At 26.1% G+C, this 18542-nt stretch carries 24 protein-coding genes and 1 pseudogene; 10 read left to right on the top strand and 15 right to left on the bottom strand.

The window, feature by feature from the left end:
• Nucleotides 1–289: 289 nt before the first annotated feature.
• Nucleotides 290–1462 carry an MFS transporter gene (locus tag LEQ07_RS05695; protein WP_263329851.1) on the bottom strand — a complete coding sequence of 391 codons (1173 nt, stop codon included), beginning with the start codon at nt 1460–1462 and terminating at the stop codon, nt 290–292.
• 425 nt (nt 1463–1887) lie between these two features.
• Nucleotides 1888–2988, bottom strand: coding sequence for a replication initiation protein (locus LEQ07_RS05690; RefSeq protein ID WP_046824032.1), 1101 nt, complete (start codon nt 2986–2988; stop codon nt 1888–1890).
• An 861-nt stretch (nt 2989–3849) separates the two neighbouring features.
• Between LEQ07_RS05690 and LEQ07_RS05685 the strand changes: the two genes are divergently transcribed.
• The gene (locus LEQ07_RS05685; RefSeq protein WP_263329850.1) at nt 3850–4692 is read left to right on the top strand and encodes a GNAT family N-acetyltransferase; all 843 of its coding nucleotides are present in this window, start codon (nt 3850–3852) and stop codon (nt 4690–4692) included.
• A 64-nt stretch (nt 4693–4756) separates the two neighbouring features.
• Here LEQ07_RS05685 and LEQ07_RS05680 read toward each other — a convergent pair whose 3' ends face one another.
• Together LEQ07_RS05680 and LEQ07_RS05675 are read right to left on the bottom strand one after the other, a co-directional pair.
• The gene (locus LEQ07_RS05680; protein WP_160165098.1) at nt 4757–4894 is read right to left on the bottom strand and encodes a hypothetical protein; all 138 of its coding nucleotides are present in this window, start codon (nt 4892–4894) and stop codon (nt 4757–4759) included.
• Between the two features lie 11 nt (nt 4895–4905).
• Nucleotides 4906–5178 (bottom strand): hypothetical protein, encoded by a 273-nt coding sequence (locus tag LEQ07_RS05675; RefSeq protein WP_263329848.1) that lies wholly within the window; start codon nt 5176–5178, stop codon nt 4906–4908.
• 188 nt (nt 5179–5366) lie between these two features.
• On the opposite strand from LEQ07_RS05675, the gene LEQ07_RS05670 reads away from it, so the two are divergent.
• The 6 genes from LEQ07_RS05670 to LEQ07_RS05650 all read left to right on the top strand — a co-directional run bounded on the left by LEQ07_RS05670 (nt 5367) and on the right by LEQ07_RS05650 (nt 8566).
• Nucleotides 5367–5762 (top strand): hypothetical protein, encoded by a 396-nt coding sequence (locus LEQ07_RS05670; RefSeq protein ID WP_263329847.1) that lies wholly within the window; start codon nt 5367–5369, stop codon nt 5760–5762.
• Between the two features lie 221 nt (nt 5763–5983).
• On the top strand, nt 5984–6292 hold the full coding sequence (locus tag LEQ07_RS05665) for a DUF2089 domain-containing protein (RefSeq protein WP_317852020.1): 309 nt from the start codon (nt 5984–5986) through the stop codon (nt 6290–6292).
• The gene (locus tag LEQ07_RS22885) at nt 6280–6345 is read left to right on the top strand and encodes an SHOCT-like domain-containing protein (protein WP_442952401.1); all 66 of its coding nucleotides are present in this window, start codon (nt 6280–6282) and stop codon (nt 6343–6345) included. Before LEQ07_RS05665 ends, LEQ07_RS22885 begins: the two co-directional genes overlap by 13 nt.
• Nucleotides 6346–6427: 82 nt before the next feature.
• Complete coding sequence (locus LEQ07_RS05660; protein ID WP_263329846.1) at nt 6428–6826, top strand: SHOCT-like domain-containing protein; 399 nt, start codon at nt 6428–6430, stop codon at nt 6824–6826.
• Nucleotides 6827–6838: 12 nt separating this feature from the next.
• Nucleotides 6839–7126, top strand: a complete 288-nt coding sequence (locus LEQ07_RS05655; protein ID WP_021428750.1) for a hypothetical protein — start codon at nt 6839–6841, stop codon at nt 7124–7126.
• Nucleotides 7127–7561: 435 nt separating this feature from the next.
• Nucleotides 7562–8566: a rod shape-determining protein gene (locus LEQ07_RS05650; protein ID WP_263329845.1), complete on the top strand. Its 1005-nt coding sequence runs from the start codon at nt 7562–7564 to the stop codon at nt 8564–8566.
• An 82-nt stretch (nt 8567–8648) separates the two neighbouring features.
• On the opposite strand, the gene LEQ07_RS05645 is transcribed toward LEQ07_RS05650, so the two are convergent.
• From LEQ07_RS05645 to LEQ07_RS05620, 6 genes are all read right to left on the bottom strand, one after another.
• Nucleotides 8649–8900 carry a hypothetical protein gene (locus LEQ07_RS05645; protein WP_025162802.1) on the bottom strand — a complete coding sequence of 84 codons (252 nt, stop codon included), beginning with the start codon at nt 8898–8900 and terminating at the stop codon, nt 8649–8651.
• A 233-nt stretch (nt 8901–9133) separates the two neighbouring features.
• Complete coding sequence (locus LEQ07_RS05640; RefSeq protein WP_263329844.1) at nt 9134–9937, bottom strand: hypothetical protein; 804 nt, start codon at nt 9935–9937, stop codon at nt 9134–9136.
• Between the two features lie 17 nt (nt 9938–9954).
• Nucleotides 9955–10284 (bottom strand): PadR family transcriptional regulator, encoded by a 330-nt coding sequence (locus tag LEQ07_RS05635; protein ID WP_226896691.1) that lies wholly within the window; start codon nt 10282–10284, stop codon nt 9955–9957.
• A 179-nt stretch (nt 10285–10463) separates the two neighbouring features.
• Nucleotides 10464–10715 (bottom strand): hypothetical protein, encoded by a 252-nt coding sequence (locus LEQ07_RS22880; protein WP_263329843.1) that lies wholly within the window; start codon nt 10713–10715, stop codon nt 10464–10466.
• A gap of 239 nt (nt 10716–10954) precedes the next feature.
• Complete coding sequence (locus tag LEQ07_RS05625; RefSeq protein ID WP_263329842.1) at nt 10955–11494, bottom strand: DUF4179 domain-containing protein; 540 nt, start codon at nt 11492–11494, stop codon at nt 10955–10957.
• Nucleotides 11495–11512: 18 nt separating this feature from the next.
• Entirely contained in the window at nt 11513–12028 is a 516-nt protein-coding gene (locus LEQ07_RS05620; RefSeq protein WP_263329841.1) for a sigma-70 family RNA polymerase sigma factor, read from the bottom strand.
• Nucleotides 12029–12337: 309 nt separating this feature from the next.
• On the opposite strand from LEQ07_RS05620, the gene LEQ07_RS05615 reads away from it, so the two are divergent.
• On the top strand, nt 12338–12550 hold the full coding sequence (locus tag LEQ07_RS05615; RefSeq protein ID WP_263329840.1) for a helix-turn-helix transcriptional regulator: 213 nt from the start codon (nt 12338–12340) through the stop codon (nt 12548–12550).
• The gene (locus LEQ07_RS05610) at nt 12540–12977 is read left to right on the top strand and encodes a hypothetical protein (RefSeq protein WP_263329839.1); all 438 of its coding nucleotides are present in this window, start codon (nt 12540–12542) and stop codon (nt 12975–12977) included. Before LEQ07_RS05615 ends, LEQ07_RS05610 begins: the two co-directional genes overlap by 11 nt.
• A gap of 70 nt (nt 12978–13047) precedes the next feature.
• Here LEQ07_RS05610 and LEQ07_RS05605 read toward each other — a convergent pair whose 3' ends face one another.
• Together LEQ07_RS05605 and LEQ07_RS05600 are read right to left on the bottom strand one after the other, a co-directional pair.
• Nucleotides 13048–13449: an ACT domain-containing protein gene (locus LEQ07_RS05605; protein WP_263329838.1), complete on the bottom strand. Its 402-nt coding sequence runs from the start codon at nt 13447–13449 to the stop codon at nt 13048–13050.
• Between the two features lie 494 nt (nt 13450–13943).
• Entirely contained in the window at nt 13944–15200 is a 1257-nt protein-coding gene (locus tag LEQ07_RS05600; protein WP_046823024.1) for a GntP family permease, read from the bottom strand.
• Nucleotides 15201–15387: 187 nt separating this feature from the next.
• Here LEQ07_RS05600 and LEQ07_RS05595 point away from each other — a divergent pair, with 187 nt between their 5' ends.
• Entirely contained in the window at nt 15388–15933 is a 546-nt protein-coding gene (locus LEQ07_RS05595; RefSeq protein ID WP_263329837.1) for a helix-turn-helix domain-containing protein, read from the top strand.
• Between the two features lie 100 nt (nt 15934–16033).
• Here LEQ07_RS05595 and modA read toward each other — a convergent pair.
• From modA to LEQ07_RS05580, 3 genes and pseudogenes are all read right to left on the bottom strand, one after another.
• Nucleotides 16034–16822, bottom strand: a pseudogene (gene modA, locus LEQ07_RS05590) (molybdate ABC transporter substrate-binding protein).
• Between the two features lie 343 nt (nt 16823–17165).
• Nucleotides 17166–17567, bottom strand: a complete 402-nt coding sequence (locus tag LEQ07_RS05585) for a hypothetical protein (RefSeq protein ID WP_046823021.1) — start codon at nt 17565–17567, stop codon at nt 17166–17168.
• Nucleotides 17568–17734: 167 nt separating this feature from the next.
• Nucleotides 17735–18304 carry an HD domain-containing protein gene (locus LEQ07_RS05580; RefSeq protein WP_046823020.1) on the bottom strand — a complete coding sequence of 190 codons (570 nt, stop codon included), beginning with the start codon at nt 18302–18304 and terminating at the stop codon, nt 17735–17737.
• Nucleotides 18305–18542: the final 238 nt, after the last annotated feature.

The raw sequence follows: 18542 nt of genomic DNA, 5'->3' as shown, positions 1-18542 counted from the left end.
GTATATGAATTCACTTTATAATATCTATACTTAATTATATCATTTAATGCTTTTTTAACTTTATTTAATATTAAATTTTTTACTTACATATAATTTTTAAAAGTTCCCTCATGTCGTATTTAGGTTTCCCATGTGTCGTATTTTAAATTAAATTTTACTATCAATTTAATTTTCATTTTATGTCTAAAAATTAAACTTCACTTTATTATAGATATCTAATCTTTTATTAAAAATAAAAAACTAGTAGAAAATTCAGCTCTACTAGCTCCCTCCTTACATCTTTTCAATTTTAGATTTTTTCTAAATCCTCTACGTGTTTCTTATAGATTCTATCTTTCTTCATATATAAATAAACTCCAAATACTCCTATAGACATTATTATAAAACACGCTAAAAATGCATATTTCAAATACATATCTGCACAAAATCCTATAATAATATTTATAAAAGCAGAAAATAAACTTCCTATCATTGAGTACACTGATAAAATAGTAGCTCTATTCTTACTTATAGATTTATTTTTAATATCTAATACAATTGGTGAAATCATTGATATTAATCCACTTAAAGAGCATACTGCAATAATACTTATAAATATGTTTTTGGTAAATACCAATACTAACACACATAAAAGCATCATAGTTACCATTGTTTTTAAAGTTTTCACTTGCCCAAATTTTTTGCTAATTATATGGGTTTTAAAAGATAACATTGCTAGAAGTTCTGAAAGTGCCGTTATATACCCCAGAAATCTTATATCTACCCCTATACTTTCAAAGTGTAATTGCCCTAAATTTACACTTATTCCATAGGATATTTCAGATATTATAGCTGTAGATATAACAAATATAAACATTAGCTTTACATTCTTTATATTTTTAAAACTGTCTTTAATTATGGTTTCATTTTTATTATTAGAAATCTCTATCTCTACATCTTTTGTAAAACAAATAGTAATAATACTTAAACCACATGCAACAACTGTTGCAACTATAGCTGATTCTATGGATATATTTATGAAAAAGAATGATGTTATTGATGAAATAAAAAATGCTAGACTATTAAAGGCTCTATACCTACCAAAAACCTTCTCACTTTCTTCTAAATTGCATGATTTATATAGAAATGCTATATCACATCCAGAGGTACCTGACACTCCAATAGCAGTTAATATTGTTTGAAATAGAAATCCCATAAAAGTATTGCAAAATAATAAGCTAAATCTTGCTAAAAAGAATATTATATAGGATATTGTTAGTGTCTTTTTATATCCATATTTATCTGCAAAATATCCCCATGGGATTTCTGTCAGCACTATTATAAATAGTAATATAAATTCTAAAAAGAAAAATTCACTTATTGATAAGCCTCTTTGTGTTCTATATATTAAACTTACAGGACCATAAAATACTAGTCCTTGTAGGAATGCTATTAAATACATTAATTTTAAATTTCGTTTCATTGAATTGCCCCCTAGTTATATAATTTTTAACTAATAGGGGCTTAATCTTGCAGATGCATTTTACATCCCTCCGTTTTTTATTTATACAATTTATTATATCAGAAGTCTTATATTAAATTGTTCATTTTAATATAAGATTTTCCGATATAAAACAACATAAAAAATAACTGTATAAAAACTAAGTTTTTATACAGTTATTTTTATGTTGTTTTATATATTTAACTTATTTATTAATTTTATTTAGCTATATTACTAAATTTCAACATATTTTCCATAAAACTAAAATTTTAATCAATAATAACTAAATTAAACGTTTTTAACCTTTTATTTCTAATCTATTTGAAAACTTTATAACTTATATAATTTATAAATTAAATTTAAAAAGTTCCCATCTGCCGTATTTAAAAGTTATTAGTTTTTACATTTTACCAGAATAAATCCATTTCTTGCTGATGGATCATATCTCCTTCTTCTTCTACCTTGTATTCAGTAATTTTATTTTCCAATGTACCTTTAAAAAACTTATAAGATCCAGCTTTTATTTTTTCAACATCATCTTTATCTAAAGTTATCATAACTGCATCCTCAAATGCTTTTTCCATATATTCATTTTTAAAGTTAATCTCTTTAAAATCCATTTTAACCCTTCTTAAAGTTCCTTTTGTAAATAAACTTTCATCAGGTATATATGTATTGCTTACAACCACCTTTAAATCATCCTTATTAGTATTCTTTTCTATATCTTTTAAATCTTTCATATCTAAAACTTCCGCATCAACAGAACATTCATCTAATAAAATTTGCTCTTGATTATCATCATTGATCATATCCTTAGCAAAATACTTTCTTTTATCCAAATCTTTAACTATAAAATCAATAGAATCTACTCTTCTACCTACTTTATTTTCTTTAAAATCTATTTCAAAGCACCCTGTATTGTTAAGCTCTTTTATAGCTGGAACTATAATTCTTCTTTTAAAATCATTGTATCTATCATACTTTCCTTCAATCATTAAAAGCTCTTTAAGCTCATCCACCTTATAATTTATAATTGATTTTGTCCCACTCCATAATCTTAATAAATCATAAAACCTTTGAGCATTTGGGTTTATTAATCCAAAAAATATAGCTAAGTTTATAGGTGTATAACCTGTATCTAGATAGTTTCTTATGTAATTATGAATTTCTTTAGATGCTTCAATTTTAAAAGTTTTTCTAGATTTTATATACTTAAAACCATTTATAAATCCATATTCTCCCCATCCCTCTTCATCTCTAAAGTAAATACTTTGTTTTCTTAAGTTAACCAACAAATTAGAGATTGAGTCAACAGAGCTAGTTTGTTTTTTCTTTATTATAGTTTTAAATTCTTCATGCGATATTTCACATTTAATTATATCATCATTGTTTCTCTGTAATTTATATAAAAGCATTAAAAATATTCTATTCTCTAGTGTAGAGATATTATACTTAGCTTTTATAATTATGTTGTTTTTCATAACTATATTTTTTTCATTTATATTCATCATTATCCTCCACCCAATAATTCATATCATTCCTCTTATAATTTAATACAAAAAATAAATTACGTCAATTTTTTAAAATATGCGTTTTAATATTTCCCATATGTCGTATTTAAACTAAATTAAATACTAACATGACTATTTTCAATTGTTTGATCAAGTTTTTCTCCTGTCACATTTAAAGTTCCTATGTGTCGTACTTAGAGTTCCCTCCTGTCGCATTTAAAGTTTTAAAGTATAATATTTAAAATTATATCCTGTCACATTTAAAGTTCCCATGTGTCGTATTTAAAGTTCCCTCCTGTCGCACTTAGGGTTCCCATGTGTCGTATTTAAAGTTCCCTCCTGTCGCACTTAGGGTTCCCATGTGTCGTATTTAGGTTTAAATTTATTAGTAATTCCAATATCTTCAGGTAGGCCTAAATACTATTAAATACTATAAATACTATTTAAATACTAAGTAAAGACTAGTAAAGGTCATTTTTTGTTCTAATCTGATCTAATCTTTATATTAAAAATAAAAACTCTTAGAAAAATTGGTAATATATAAAAATTATATTTTTACTAAAAATAGTTTAATATATATGAATTTGTAGATTAAATGAAATGTATATAGATTAAATATATAAAATTTAAGAATATTGTATATTTATAGTTTATATTAAGATAGAAGATACCCCTAAAAGCTACTGAGATAGATTTTAAAGAGATTTTTAGATTGTTTAGAGTAATTACCTATCAATACCGTTTTTAAAAGCTCTAATTCAAATATACGGCTATATATAAAAAATTTTATCTAATGATTATGATTTTATAAAATATATTGTAATATATTAATTAGTATTAACTCAAGGGGGATATCCAATGATAAAGAATTTAAAAAAACTAGATAATATAAAAATAATTGAACTTTTAAAAAACGAAGTTTCTAATATAAACGAGATTGAAATAGAAAATATGATTAACTCTAATAGCTATTGTAAAGTGTATGAAGAAGGAAATTCTATTATAGGTTTTTCTATTTTAACTTTTGATAATATAAAAAAAGATTCAAAATTGATGTTGTATGTATCCGAATCAAATAGAAATAAAGGAATAGGTCATAAACTATACTCAAATGTTATAGATTTTATTAAGTCTAAAGAAATTGAAAAAGTTAACATTGAGATTAGAATAGAGAAATATGATACTAGTAGTTTTTTCTTTAAAAAGGGATTTAAAAGGTGGTTTGGATACTGTCATATGAATTATAAAGGAGATAAGAAGGATTCAAGTTTAAATCCAGTTAAATACAAAGACACGTACTACAATGAATATAAAGAGTTATATGAAAATTGTTTTTATGATATGAGAAAATCATTAAATATACAACCTTATAGAGTACATCCCAGTAGAGATGAGTTAATAAAAAATCAAGATTATATACTCATTTTATTAGACAAAGATAAAATTATAGGATCTGTTACACTTTTAAATAATGAAATTGATGATCTTATTGTAAACAAGAATTATCAAAATAAAGGTTATGGAAAGGAACTTTTAAATTTTGGAATAAACTATTATATTTCACAAGGATCTAAGGATATTTACTTAAGAGTTGCAAATTGGAATAGTAAGGCCATTAATATTTATAAAAATGCTGGATTTAGGATAAATGTCAAAGGAGAATATTATTACTTAGACTTAAATACAAAAAAGCCTGTATAATATATATTTTTAATATACAGGCTTTCATTTGTTTAAATTTATAAGTACTTGTTAAATAAAAGCTTTAAGAGTTCTTACTTATGTATATTTTAAAAGCTTTTATAGCTAAGTACATTGTGTATATTGCAATAATTTTTATAATGAACGTTAGAAACATATTAAATAAATTAAAAACAATCATTCCATTCATAGCTAAATCCATAATAACCCCTCCTAATTCACATTTGTAAGTCTCTTGTTAAGAAGTGACTTTATAGGTTTGTATAAAATCAATAAAATCACTAAACTGATGATAACTATTTTAAATATTGAATCATAGCCATAAGAAATTTGAGTATGAATTAGGCTAGGATCATCGACTGATTGAATAATCCCTTTTGATGTAATCATTTGAGATGGTCCAATTATAAAAAATGATATAATTCCGATTAAGCAAGAAGAAATAACTGATAAAAGTATATGATACTTATAAGAATAATTTCTCACTAAACTCTCCCCTTTCTTTACTAGATATATTACCAGTATAAATATTGGAATAACAACAAAAACAAGAATACTTAAATCTACAAAATACGACCAACAGTAATGAAATATGAAAATCAAGAATGTTTTTTACTAGTATTGATTTTCAAAACAACAATAGGTAAGATTGTTCTAAGAAAGGGGGATGATTTATGAGTTTAATTCTCAATCTAATTATATTTTTAATTTCTTATTCTATACTGAGCTTAGTTTTTACTTTGATATTGCTAGATATTATAATGGGAATATTTCTTATTATGAAGGTAGTTTTTAATATGAATGAACAAAGATGGGACAATCTTTTTAGATATAAAAACAATATTGTTTTAATGCTAGTTATGGTGGTTTGCTTGATTATATCTCTTTCAATTACATTTATGATAAGCAATTTATTTTTCGAATTTATAGAATTTAAATATAAAGAAATTTCATCAATACTTATTATTTTATTAATATCTTTACCTATAATCTTTAAGTTTTTTAAACTTAGAGACTACATAAAATCAAAACTTACTAAAGATCCTAATCAAAAGGGATTATTTGATTGAAAAATTTAGTTAGTTTAACCCCTCTTAAAATCAGGAAAAGTGTATTTTAAGAGGGGTTAATTTTATAAATAAAAGGTTAGACTAAGTTAATATGAAAATTAATATATTAAATAAATTGAATCTATAATATTGAATATATTAAAATAAATTGAAATATTGAATATTAAGGGTGACTTTTTGAACAAATTAGAATATACTTATATCAAGAAGGAAGTGATCAAGTGTATAAAGTAATAACGAATTGTCCGGTATGTGACAAAGAGATGAAAATAATGAAATTAAAATGTAATCATTGTAACACAACAATAGAAAATGAATTTTCGTTTACTAAATTCAATAAATTATCAAAAGAACAACTGAATTTTATAGAAGTATTCTTAGCATGTAGAGGAAATATAAAAGATGTAGAAAAGCATCTTGGGATATCTTATCCAACTGTTAGAGGTAAGTTAGATGAAATAAATAATGCATTAAATCCAAATATAAAAAAGATACATCTAAAGAAAAACAAAATATTATGGATATGTTAGAAAATGGGGAAATAAGCTCAGATGAAGCAATAAATCTTCTAAAAAAATTATAAAAACTAAATTGGAGCGTATATAGAGTACTAGCAAGGATTCGGGTTAGTAAAGCATTTAAATAAATTGTAAAGGGTGATAAAAATGGATGACAAGAAAAGAATATTAAAAATGGTTGAGGAAGGAAAAATAACTTCAGAAGAGGCTATTAAATTATTAGAAGCACTAGAAACTAGTAATAATGAAAAAGTAGATGAGAAAAAAGATATATCAGCTGAAGAATTCTTAAATATAACCCCAAATCCAGATGGAGAAAAAATGTTATACGTAAGAGTATTAAGCTCAGATGGATCAAAAGTAAAAGTAAATATACCATTAGAATTTATAAAAATAATGGGTGGAATAGGTAAAATGCATATTGGAGAGCTTGAAAAACATAATATAGACTTTGATAAATTAATGGATGCAATAGATAAAGGATTTGTAGGTAGAATCGTTGAGGTAGAAGACGGTAATGATCGAGTAATAGTTGAAATATGCTAAGAGGTGAACATATTGAAAATTATAGTTAAAAGTAAGGAGGGCAATAGCAACTTAAACTTAAATATACCTATGGCTGTAGTTATTGCTGGGTTAAGGTTAGGAAAGCCATTTATAAAAAAAGAACATATAAATAAATATAACAAAGGTACTAATAGTAAAGAAATAATAAAAGACAGTGAAGACATCAAAGAAATGATAAATGTTCTAATTAAGGGATTAAAGTACTTAAAGAAAAACCATAAGGGATTGGTATTGGTAGATATAGAGGATCATGGAGAGATAGTAAAAATACAAATATAAAATTTAGGAGCAATAGCTCCTATTTTTATTGTTTATAATCATCTGCAAATACAAAAACTAGCTTAATATCATTATCTAAAAATACAGCAATTCCACGTGCTCTATAAATAGCTAATGCAAAATTAACGCCTTAATCTAAGTTTAGGGAAAGTTTTTTCTCATATAATTTGATTTTTACAAATATATCCTATCTTACTCATCATAAATTTTAATGATATTATTTATAATACTTTAGATAATAAGCAAAATTGGAAAATATTGATAATTGTTATATTTATTGATTAATAATATACTATATTTTATACATTAATAATAAAATTTTATAAATGTATAAAAATTAAAATAAAATAACATAATTTGGAGTAAAAATTTAAAAACAATAAAAAATTTTAAATAATAAGATTGAATTCCAGACATATAGAGGAGTTGAGCAAAATGGCTAGCAATGATATAGGTATAGATTTAGGAACTGCGAATGTATTGATATCTATTTCTGGAAAAGGAATAGTATTAACAGAACCATCAGTGGTTGCTATAGAGAAAAATACCGGATCTGTTTTAGCAGTGGGATCAGAAGCATATAAAATGATAGGAAAAACTCCTAGCAATATAGTATCTATAAGACCATTACAAAATGGTGTAATATCTGATTATGACACTACAGAAAAGATGCTAAATTACTTCATAGGTAAAGTATTAAATAAAAAAGGCATGAATAAGGTTTTTATGCCAAGAGTAATGGTATGTGTGCCAACTGGAGTGACTGGAGTTGAAAAAATAGCTGTAGAAGAGGCTGTTAGACATACTGGGGCAAAAGAGGTTTACACAATTGAAGGCCCAATAGCAGCAGCTATTGGAGCAGGCATAGATATTTCTAGTCCAAATGGAAGTATGGTTATAGATATAGGAGGAGGTACTGCAGATATAGCTATTATATCTTTAGGTGGTACGGTAGTTAGTGAGTCAATAAAGATAGGCGGAGACAAGTTTGATGACGCTATAATAGAATATATTAAAAAGCAGCATAATTTTCTTGTAGGGGAACTAACAGCTGAAAAAATAAAAATAAAAATTGGAACAGCATGTATAGATGAAGAAAAGTATATGGACATAAGTGGAATAAATTTAGTTACAAGACTTCCTGGTAAAATACAAATTAATTCATCGGAAATAAAAGATGCAATTGAAAAATGTACACAACAAATAATAGTAGCAGCATGTTCAGTATTAGAAAAAGCACCACCAGAATTATCATCAGATATTTATGAAAATGGAATAATCATGACTGGTGGAGGGTCACTTCTTAATGGTTTAGATAAAAGAATACAAGAGAAAACTAATATAAAAGTTAGCATCGCAGAAGATGCTTTGCTATGCGTTGCAAAAGGAACGGGATCCTCACTTGCATCACTTAATTTATTAGAAAAAAGCAAAAAATAATATTTTTAACTATTTAACACAATAAGCATAAAAGTACTTAAACTCTTTAAATTTAGAGTTTAAGTACTTTTTTAGATAAACATTATCCTTGTAATCCTTTTGCTTGACGCTCCATATCTTCAATTACAATATCATATATTTCTCCTAAAGTTGAACAGTATTTTAATACTTCCCAAGGTTCATTTGTGTGGAAATGAATTTTGATAAGTTCCTCATCACCTACAGCAAGTAAACAATCTCCTTTAAAATTAGTATTAAAGTATTCATTTATTGCATCTTCATTAAGATCAGTTCCTTCGATTAATAACTGTGTATCGTATCTATATTCTAACATTTTTTATCATCCTTTCAAATTTGTATAATATATATAGTAATTTATACTTATATATATTATATCAAAATTAATTTATTAGAAAATAAGTACTAAAGTAATTTTTTGAATTAAATACTGTAGATTATAATAAAGAATTTTATATATATAAATAAAAAAGCTCCTAGAACATAAATGAATCAGTTCTAAGAGTTATAAAATGTATAATTACATTAGTTTCTAGTCAGTTTTAAATTTTACTCCTTAGCATATAGATAAGACATTAAATAGTACAATATAAATGCTATTACCATAGACACTATAGATATAATTTTGCCATGCCCTTCAACAATTGAAAAGTTTATGAAACTTAATCTACTCAGTATTCCTAATGTACAGGATACTATTATAATAGGTAAAAGTGAATGAAATAACTTTTCTTTTAAGCAATATATTATACCTATACCTCCAAATATTAAAATAATAGATATACCTATAAATCCTACTAATTTAATTTCAAATGTATTTGGTAAAAGTTTTTCTATTAATATAAGTGAAGCTATGTATATACAAAATAAAGCAACTAAAGTAATTCTAAACTTTTTTTCTGTAGGGGAGTATACTGTATCACCTACAACACTGAAAATAGCAGATACAAATAAAAATGTAATTATGAAACGTATAAAAAAGTCACCTACATCTAAGCCGTCATTAGGGTTTACTAGATTTGGAAGTAATGTAACCAAAGAATATATGAACATACAACTCAAAAACAAATTAAACCTCTCTTTAAAAGAACTCTTATTTGTATTTTTCAATATTTCATCACTGATTTCTTTTGTATTTCTTCCAAAATAATCTTCCGCTTTAATTTCTTGATTTTGTGCTTCTATAATATCTGTTAGAATTTCAAGTAAAGATTCTTCTATCTGAGTTTCGTCTTTTAAGAAACTTTTTGCTCTTATATAAACCAATATATCATCATAAAATAATTTGTTTTCTTCACTTAATAACTCCCTGTATGAATTGTTTAACTCTAAAATTTCTTTAGCATTTCGCATATTATTCCCCTCCCTTTTTATTTAACCTTCAAAATTTTATTTACACTACTTGAAAGAATATCCCACTGTTCTTCAAATATATCTAGTTGGACTTTACCCTTATTAGTAAGTTTATAGTATTTACGCATAGGCCCCTCACCTGAATTTCTCATTTCACCTACTATTAATTCTTGTTTTTGAAGTTTTAGTAATAATGGATATATTGTTCCATCTGAAACGGTTGAAATTCCATATTCTTTTAATTTTAAATTCATCTCATATCCGTATATTTCTTTTTGACTTATAATTTTTAAGATACACCCCTCTAGAATACCTTTTAGCATTTGAGAGGATATTGTATTGTTCAAAATAATCACTCACCTTTTAATATATCTATCTTGCTTTACAATATAGCACTCTTTTGCTATGTTGTAAAGCAAGATAGTGAGAGGAATTGCTTCTATAAAAACTAGTTTATAAATTAAAGAATAAAAATATCCCCTAGAATCAACTAAGTTGAAGTCTAAGGGGATTAATTTAATAATATCTATTTTAATTCATTTAAATTTATGGTAAATTCATCACCGATCTTTTTAAAATCGTTACTCATTTTACCACTTGTATTAGGTTGCTTTGCAGCATAAGGAACAAGTTTTAATTCTGTTGCATTTTTATCTAGATTTTCTTCTAAATTAGATAATGTCAGCTTACCTTTATTTTCATTAGCACTTATTAAGTAAAACTCAACATTATTACCTAAATTATCTTTTCCAAGTAACTTTATATCGTAATCAACCAAATCTTTATTATGAATATTTCTATCATAGATTATATTAGGTCCTAAAGCATTAGTTCTATATTCTTTTAATGTAATTGTTTCATCTTTTCCTAGCTCAAAAGATTGATTTAATTTTAGTGATTTTGTATCAAGTTCAAGATCTTTTCTATTTGTTTTAAACTCAAATACCCACTCTCCATTTATAGTATGTTCTTTTTTATTTTTAAAGTAAATAGGATTAGAATAAGTTATTTTAATATCTAAGTCATCTTTTTTACGTCCTCGTCTAATGTATATCTAAATACTTCTTCAACTGTATTTTTATTAATTATAGTGCCGCTACCCCCACCACCTGAACTTATAGACTTACCATTTATATAAACATTTCCAAAAGACGTAATATTACCATCTTCAAGTTCTTCTTTAAACTTATATGTTGTAGATACAATTAAAACGTCTTTATCTAAGACAACTTCATTTAAAGTTATTGTAAGCCCATTTTTCGTTATAGATTGGCCAACTACAGTTTTATAATCTTCTAAGTTTGATTCTAAACCTAAAGCATTTTTTATATCATACATTACTTTGTACATATTTGCATAAACAGGTTCACAAAATACAAATACTCCTCCAATTAAAAGTAATCCAGAAATACTAGCGGCTAATATTTTTTTTGATTTACTTTTTCTTTTATTCAATTTAGAGTTCACCTTAGATTTTATTAATTCTTTATTTACACTAACTTCTTCATAGTTTTCTATATCAAATTTTACATCATTAAAAGATTTATATTCATTCATAACATTAAACCTCCCTATTTATAAGCGATTCTCTGATTTTTTTCTTCCCCTGGATAACCGACTGTAAAGGTTAGATATACTTAAATTATTATCTTTAGCTATTTGAGGAGCATCGGCTCCATCCAAGTAATAACTTATAAAGATATCTCTATCCTTATCGGGTAAGTATTTAACAATATCATCTATTCCCTCTTTAATCTCAAGATCAAGTAAGTTTTTATCTATGTAATAGATACCGTCATCAATCTCAGAAGTTTCTATTTTATCTAAATATTTTTTCTTGTAGTTAATTGCTTTATATTTTGCTATAACACAAATCCAGTTTTTAAAAGAGTTTTTGTCTTTATCAAAACTATCTATGTTATCCCAAATAGCTAGAAATACATCACTTATGCATTCTTCCTCATAGTTTATTAATTTACCTAGATTTTTTCTAACAACAGATGCAACAAGTCCACTGTATTCATCTATAAGCATTTCTAACCCCTTTTGTTTTTTCTTTTTTATATATTTAATAATTAATTCAGCTTGCAAGTTATTTCCTCCCTTTTATTTTTACAATACATCCGTAAAAGCTTTTACACTTCTTATATACAATTTAAATTATAAAAACCTTGCACTTTTATAAAAAAAATTTTCATACTTTCTAATAATAAAGTTAAAAGTGGTTTAAAAAAAGGGTTAAAAGCTATTTCAGTAAATTAAAAAATACAATGGAAAGTAAACTTGACATATAAGTTTGATAGATATAGAATAAAAGTAAAGTAAGCTTTACATTTGCGAGAATATAATGAATTATGGAAAGCAAACTTTACTTTTAAGCTGAAGGAAGGAGCTTATATTTTGAAAAATAGGTTAGAAGAAATAAGAAAGCAAAATAAAGTAACTCAAGAAGAATTAGCAACTGCACTGGAAGTTTCAAGACAAACGATAGGTTCTTTAGAAAATGGAAGATATAATCCATCAATAATTTTAGCATTTAAAATTGCAAGGTATTTTAATATGCCAATTGAAGAAATTTTTATTTATGAGGAGGAAGATGGGAATGAAGATTAAACAAGATGAAAAATTAAATAAAGCTATGGTTATCTTTGGGGTAATTATATTAATAGTAGGGCTAATAATACTAGTAGCAGGTCCATCTAGTGATGTTTGGGATAGAGCATCAAGTTTATGTACAGGATTAGGATTTGGAGCAATTTGTGGAGGATTAGGAGGATTATACGGTATTAGAAAATTAAGAAAAGATCCTGCTAAATTTAAACAAATAGAAGTTGAAAGAAAAGATGAAAGAAATACGTTTATAAAATGTAAAGCAAAAGCAATGTCAGGGGAAATAATCAATTGGATGATTATTATAATTGCTTATGTATGTATAGTAATGAACGCTCCATCTTGGACGACAATGTCATTGCTAGCAATCTTTATTTTAAAATATATATTTGAAATAATTTTAGCAAATCAATATGCTAAAAAGTTTTAAAAAAGCCTTTATAATCTATTATTATATAGATTATAAAGGTTTTTAATTTTTAAGTTAAAAATTTCAAGATTTATAGGACTATATATAATTTAAATAAATTCATGTCCACTATTTGTAAAACGTTAATTGCTTTGTCTTTATCTTTTTCTTTAATCAATAAATAGTCAGTATTGTATGTTGATAAAGCAAATATTGAAATTTTATTTTCAGCTAAGGGATTAGCTAATTGAGTTAGTATGCCAACTAATGAGAAATCAAGAACTCCAACTATTTTTATAATAAACCATTCATCATCTACAGATAAAGCATTATCAGTATTGATAGAACCAGTTGGGGCAACAATTGAACACTCTTCATCAGTATAAGTTATACTTTTAAAATCTCTAATTGTTGAAAATTCATTTGGTACAGGTTCTTTGCTAGAAAACTTAATAACTGAATAACTTAGATTATCAATTTTTTTTAATTTCATATAAAATACCTCCTAATAAAAAAACACTAGTAGCCATTAACACCCAATGGCCTACCAGTGTTCAAATTTCTTCTTAATAAGACTAGTTTACTCCGGCGAGTTAACTAATCAGAAGTTATATTATTTTAAAGAAATAATATCATAAACAAATTGGGATTGCAATTAGTTAAGCTAAAAATTAAATAGTAAAATTAACCTAAAAATCCATTTATTTAACTAATATATGATTTATATTAGTTTTTAAGTTTATTTTAAGGTTACTGATTTATATTATATTTATCCGAATAAGCAAAGTACTACTAATGAGGAAAATAAATTAAAAATATGTCAAGATTAATATGAACCTAATCATGAAGTTTCAAGTAAATCTAATATCTTTTAAAATAAAAATCTTGACTATATTTTCAAAACTTTCCGGAAAAGCCCTTACTATTAGATTAGTAAGGGTTTTTTTGTAAAATTTAATTAAATTAAAAATGACATTACGTTAAATTTTACTTAAGAAGCAATTGTATTACAGTTGAAGATGTTACTATAACAAGACCGATAATTATTTCATAGGGCAATAACTTAAACCTTTCTTTAATTTCCATAGAAACACTTCTTGAGCTTGCGTGAAATAATGCTCCATGAGGTAAATGTTCAAATACACAAGCACCTGCATTAACCATTGCAGCACCTGCTACCCCAGATAATCCAGAACTTAGAATTGCACTAGAAAATGTAGATGATGCTACTGTTGCACCTCCAGTAGTAGATGCGGTAGCTAGTGACATCACAACTCCAGAAATAGGTGCAAGTAAAACCTGTGGTATACTTAGAATAGCAAGGAGTTCTGTTGTACTATGTTGTAAGTTTGACATCTGTATAATACCAACTAATGTTCCTGTACCTAGTAACAAAATACATACACCTTGCATTTTTTCAACTCCATATGACAGATACTCTTTTGTTTTATGTACATTCTTAGTAGCCAATATACTGACAACAGCTCCTGCAGGCAAAGCTACAAGTGGATCTACAACTATAGTAGACACATTCCCTAAAAATAGTAATATTATTGATACAATAGGACCTATTAGTGAAGCAAATAAACTAGGTAAGTTTTCATCTTCATCTAATTTTATCTCTATTTCAACTTTACTCCCTTTGTTAATCAACATATTCGCAAGTATAGTAGTAATAATTACTCCAAATATAGCTGGTATTACATTTGCAAGCATAACACTAGATAATTCAACGTTAAAATTACTTGCTGCTGCTAATGTATTTGGGTTAGGAGATATAATATTACCAGCTTTACCTCCACCAAGTGCTGCAAGTAGTATTGCTAGTTTAGAGTAGCCAAGTTTATTCCCCATAGCCATTCCTATTGGACCTACAGTAAGGACTACTACGTCTAAGTCAACTCCAACCCCTGCCAAGATCATAGAAGATAGAACTATTCCAAGTATTGCTTTTTTTAATCCTAGTAATCTAATAATTTCTTCTGAAATTTTATCAACTGCTCCTGTTTTTATAAGTGTTGCTGCTAAGAATCCTGATGTCATAACTCTAAGTATTGCAGGAGCCATAGACTTTCCACCATCAGCCATATACGTTACTGTATTAACTAAATTTGCACCACCTATTAAGCCCCCAACTAAAGCTCCAAATACCAAACAGTAAAATGGCTCAAACCTTTTTATAATGAGTATAATTGCAACTAATAACCCAATGATTGCTCCAGTAGTTGTTATTGGCACAACCATCACTCCCCTCTATAATGTTTACACCCCTTGATGTTTATATTGATTGTATATAATTTAAACAAATGTGTCAAATATAATTTAATTAATTAAATATAGTTTAACTTTGTTTGCGAAAAATTTCTATGTTATAATTAAAATCATTAAGTTAAAAATTATAATATTTGAAATAAATTTATTGGAGGTATTAATGTCTGAAATAAATATAGGTGAAAAAATATCACAGGTAAGAAAAAGTAAAGACCTAAGTGTACGTGATTTATCAAAGTTATGTGGAGTTACTGCTTCTATGCTAAGTCAGATAGAAAGAGGAATCGCAAACCCATCTGTGAATTCTTTAAAATCTATTGCATCTGCACTTAACGTTCCATTATTTACATTTTTCACATCAGAAGTTTCTAAAAAAGATATGATAGTTAGAAAAGAAAATAGAAAAAAAGTAATACTTCCCGGAAGTGATGATGTTGTTTATGATGTATTAGCTCCTGACCTTACTAGTGATTTAGAGTTTGCAATTATGAGCTTATCGCCAGGATCAGTATCTAGCAGTGAAAATATTCAACACAAAGGGTATGAAATTGCATACTTGCTAGAGGGTGAAGTAGATTTATATTTAGATGATGAAAAGTTTATATTATATCAAGGTGATAGTGTTAAGACTCCAGCAGGAGTAAATCATCGTTGGGAAAATACATCAAATTCAAATGCAAAAGTAATTTTTGCTGTTATACTTTAATTTTTTAGATAATATAACAAAAGACAACTACACTATCATGCAGTTGTCTTTTGTTATATTTAATTCTATATATAAATAATAGTTTAATATAAATATCTAATTAGTTCTTAATAGTTTTATATCCGCAATTGACTAAAATATCTTGTCCTTTTTGACTAAAAAGATAGTCTTCAAACTTTTTAGCCTCGTCAGGAACTTTACTGGCTTTTACAACTGCTACAGGATAAACTATAGGGGAATGAGTATCTTCTTTTGTTGTTTCTACAATTTTTATATTATCTACACCTAGAGTATCACTGTAGTAGACAAAACCTGCTTGTGTATTTTCAGATTGAGTCCAGGCTAAAACTTGCTTAACATCTTTTGCAAAGACTAATTTATCTTTTAACTTATCTTCTAAATTTAAGTTAGCTAATACTTCTGATGCATATTTTCCAGCAGGAACACTTTCGGGCTCTCCAACGCCTAGTTTTTGAACTTTATCAGTTGTTAAATCATTTATAGATGATATATCACTGTTTTTGGAGCTATTAAAACCAAGTCATTTTTCACTAAGTTTTTATATGTATTTTCTTCTAGTAATTTTTTCGTCTAGTTCTTTAATTTGTTTTTCACCTGCTGATATAAATACATCGCAAGGGGCACCTTGTTCTATTTGCTTTTGTAACGATCCAGATCCTCCAAAGTTCACAACTAAATCAACATTTGGATTACTTTTTTCATAGTCTTTTTCTATCTTTTCCATCGCTTCTTTTAAACTAGCAGCTGCAGAAATACTTAAAGTTACCTTTTCAGAAGAATCTTCTTTTTTAGGAGTATTTGAACTGCACCCAACTAAAAATAAACTACTTACTAAGCATAATGATAATAATTTTTTACTTAATCTCATAATATCCTCCAATACTTAAATAATAGATTAACACTGGTATTTTACCACAAAAAGAACTTGATTCGATTTTTTTCGATTTTCTGTAAAGTATTTTAATAAATATATATTTATTAAAATACTAAAAACTTTAAGCTTATTTTAAGGTTTAGGGATTATACTAAACTTGTCCACATAAAAGAAACATTAAAGCCAGAATACAGGCATTTGAAAAAATACTGTACTCACTTAATAACATTTTTATTATGATTTAAGAGCACTTACATATGTAAGTGCTCTTTTGTTTTAAATTAGATATTTAAATTGTTTAACTATTATATTTATAAAAATTGCAGTGAATATATATTTAGTATCTATTGAATTTACTACAATCTTTAGAAAATGCTAAATCTAAAAAGTTAAAACCAAATGATCCACTAAAACATATAACTAAGATTTTAGGTATATCAAATTTATTAAAAATTATTGATAATACAAATAAGATTAAAAAATTAAATAAGAAAAATTTAGAAAAGCCAATAATTCTTTTTCTTGACTCTGTTTTATTTAAGTTCTTTAGTTGTAAAATAGCTACTATAATTACATAAAATGTACACAACAAAAAACTTACTATGTAAAGAGCAATAAACTTGTTAATAATCCAAGCATCAAGTGCATTAGCAAAAGATAAAGTTAATATTAATAAAATAGTTAAAATTGATATTATGCTGAGTAAAACTTTATTTAATTTAATTAGTTTATAATTCATTATGACTTCCTTTACTTTTAAAAATTTAAAAATATATTAACATGTATTCTTAGCGTAGAGGCATGAATTGGACTAAAATGGGCGTATTTAGGAGTGAAAACTAAGATTTAAACAATAAAAAAGCCAATATAGATATATATACTGACTTTTTATAGAATATATGATTTTTAAAGTCCGAGCTCATCGCTTATGTCTCTCATAGCATTAAGCGATAACTCTGCAAACTCTGGAAATGGAATTCCAAGTTCCTCTATACTTTTCATTGCTTCTCTATTAGCCCCAGCGGCAAATCTTAGCTCTTTCATTCTTTTAGTTATAGACTTTACTTTTACACTAGATATTTTTTTATCTGGATAAACTAATGTTATAGCTGTTATAAATCCTGTTATTGGGTCTGCTGCGTAAATTGCTTTATCCATTAATGAAATTCTTTCTGTACCATTATCGTTATTGTGAGCCATAATAGCATGATGGATATCTTGATTACCTATATTCTCTTGTTTTAATATATCTATAGCAAGAATTCCATGTTTTTTCATATCTTCTGGATTGTTTTTGCAGTCTAGTAAATCTGAATCAATATCATGTAATAGTCCTGCTATTGCCCAATCTTCCTCATTTTTAGGATCTAATTTTTTAGCCAATGATCTCATAACAGCCTCAACTGCATACGAATGTTTTATTAAGTGCTCAGATTTTAAATTCTTAGCCAATATATCCATACTTTTTTCTCTCATAGATTCTATCTCCTTTATATTGTTTATTTTATTTGCAAAGATTTTATAGATTGGATAAAATCTTTAATCAACTCCATAGAAACTCTGAATTTCACGATATCATAATAGTAACTTGTTCTACATAAACTAGGTATTTACCTTTAAAAAAATAGTGTTAATTGTATCATTAAGTAAAAAATAGATAGATTAATTTGTATTGATTAAGTAGATATTTTTTGATATAGTAATAAACTATAAT

The sequence above is a fragment of the Paraclostridium sp. AKS73 genome (assembly GCF_025671395.1).
GTDB classification, from domain to species: domain Bacteria; phylum Bacillota; class Clostridia; order Peptostreptococcales; family Peptostreptococcaceae; genus Paraclostridium; species Paraclostridium benzoelyticum.
Note: the sequence above shows the minus strand (reverse complement) of the source record. Positions and strands in the feature narration are given on the sequence as shown.

What these genes read in the sequence shown, in the direction of transcription:
- LEQ07_RS05695 (WP_263329851.1), bottom strand. Translation starts at nt 1,462, where the DNA reads ATGAAACGAAATTTAAAATTAATGTATTTAATAGCATTCCTACAAGGA.
- LEQ07_RS05690 (WP_046824032.1), bottom strand. Translation starts at nt 2,988, where the DNA reads ATGAATATAAATGAAAAAAATATAGTTATGAAAAACAACATAATTATA.
- LEQ07_RS05685 (WP_263329850.1), top strand. Translation starts at nt 3,850, where the DNA reads ATGATAAAGAATTTAAAAAAACTAGATAATATAAAAATAATTGAACTT.
- LEQ07_RS05680 (WP_160165098.1), bottom strand. Translation starts at nt 4,894, where the DNA reads ATGGATTTAGCTATGAATGGAATGATTGTTTTTAATTTATTTAATATG.
- LEQ07_RS05670 (WP_263329847.1), top strand. Translation starts at nt 5,367, where the DNA reads ATGAGTTTAATTCTCAATCTAATTATATTTTTAATTTCTTATTCTATA.
- LEQ07_RS05660 (WP_263329846.1), top strand. Translation starts at nt 6,428, where the DNA reads ATGGATGACAAGAAAAGAATATTAAAAATGGTTGAGGAAGGAAAAATA.
- LEQ07_RS05650 (WP_263329845.1), top strand. Translation starts at nt 7,562, where the DNA reads ATGGCTAGCAATGATATAGGTATAGATTTAGGAACTGCGAATGTATTG.
- LEQ07_RS05645 (WP_025162802.1), bottom strand. Translation starts at nt 8,900, where the DNA reads ATGTTAGAATATAGATACGATACACAGTTATTAATCGAAGGAACTGAT.
- LEQ07_RS05640 (WP_263329844.1), bottom strand. Translation starts at nt 9,937, where the DNA reads ATGCGAAATGCTAAAGAAATTTTAGAGTTAAACAATTCATACAGGGAG.
- LEQ07_RS05625 (WP_263329842.1), bottom strand. Translation starts at nt 11,494, where the DNA reads ATGAATGAATATAAATCTTTTAATGATGTAAAATTTGATATAGAAAAC.
- LEQ07_RS05610 (WP_263329839.1), top strand. Translation starts at nt 12,540, where the DNA reads ATGAAGATTAAACAAGATGAAAAATTAAATAAAGCTATGGTTATCTTT.
- LEQ07_RS05605 (WP_263329838.1), bottom strand. Translation starts at nt 13,449, where the DNA reads ATGAAATTAAAAAAAATTGATAATCTAAGTTATTCAGTTATTAAGTTT.
- LEQ07_RS05600 (WP_046823024.1), bottom strand. Translation starts at nt 15,200, where the DNA reads ATGGTTGTGCCAATAACAACTACTGGAGCAATCATTGGGTTATTAGTT.
- LEQ07_RS05595 (WP_263329837.1), top strand. Translation starts at nt 15,388, where the DNA reads ATGTCTGAAATAAATATAGGTGAAAAAATATCACAGGTAAGAAAAAGT.
- LEQ07_RS05585 (WP_046823021.1), bottom strand. Translation starts at nt 17,567, where the DNA reads ATGAATTATAAACTAATTAAATTAAATAAAGTTTTACTCAGCATAATA.
- LEQ07_RS05580 (WP_046823020.1), bottom strand. Translation starts at nt 18,304, where the DNA reads ATGAGAGAAAAAAGTATGGATATATTGGCTAAGAATTTAAAATCTGAG.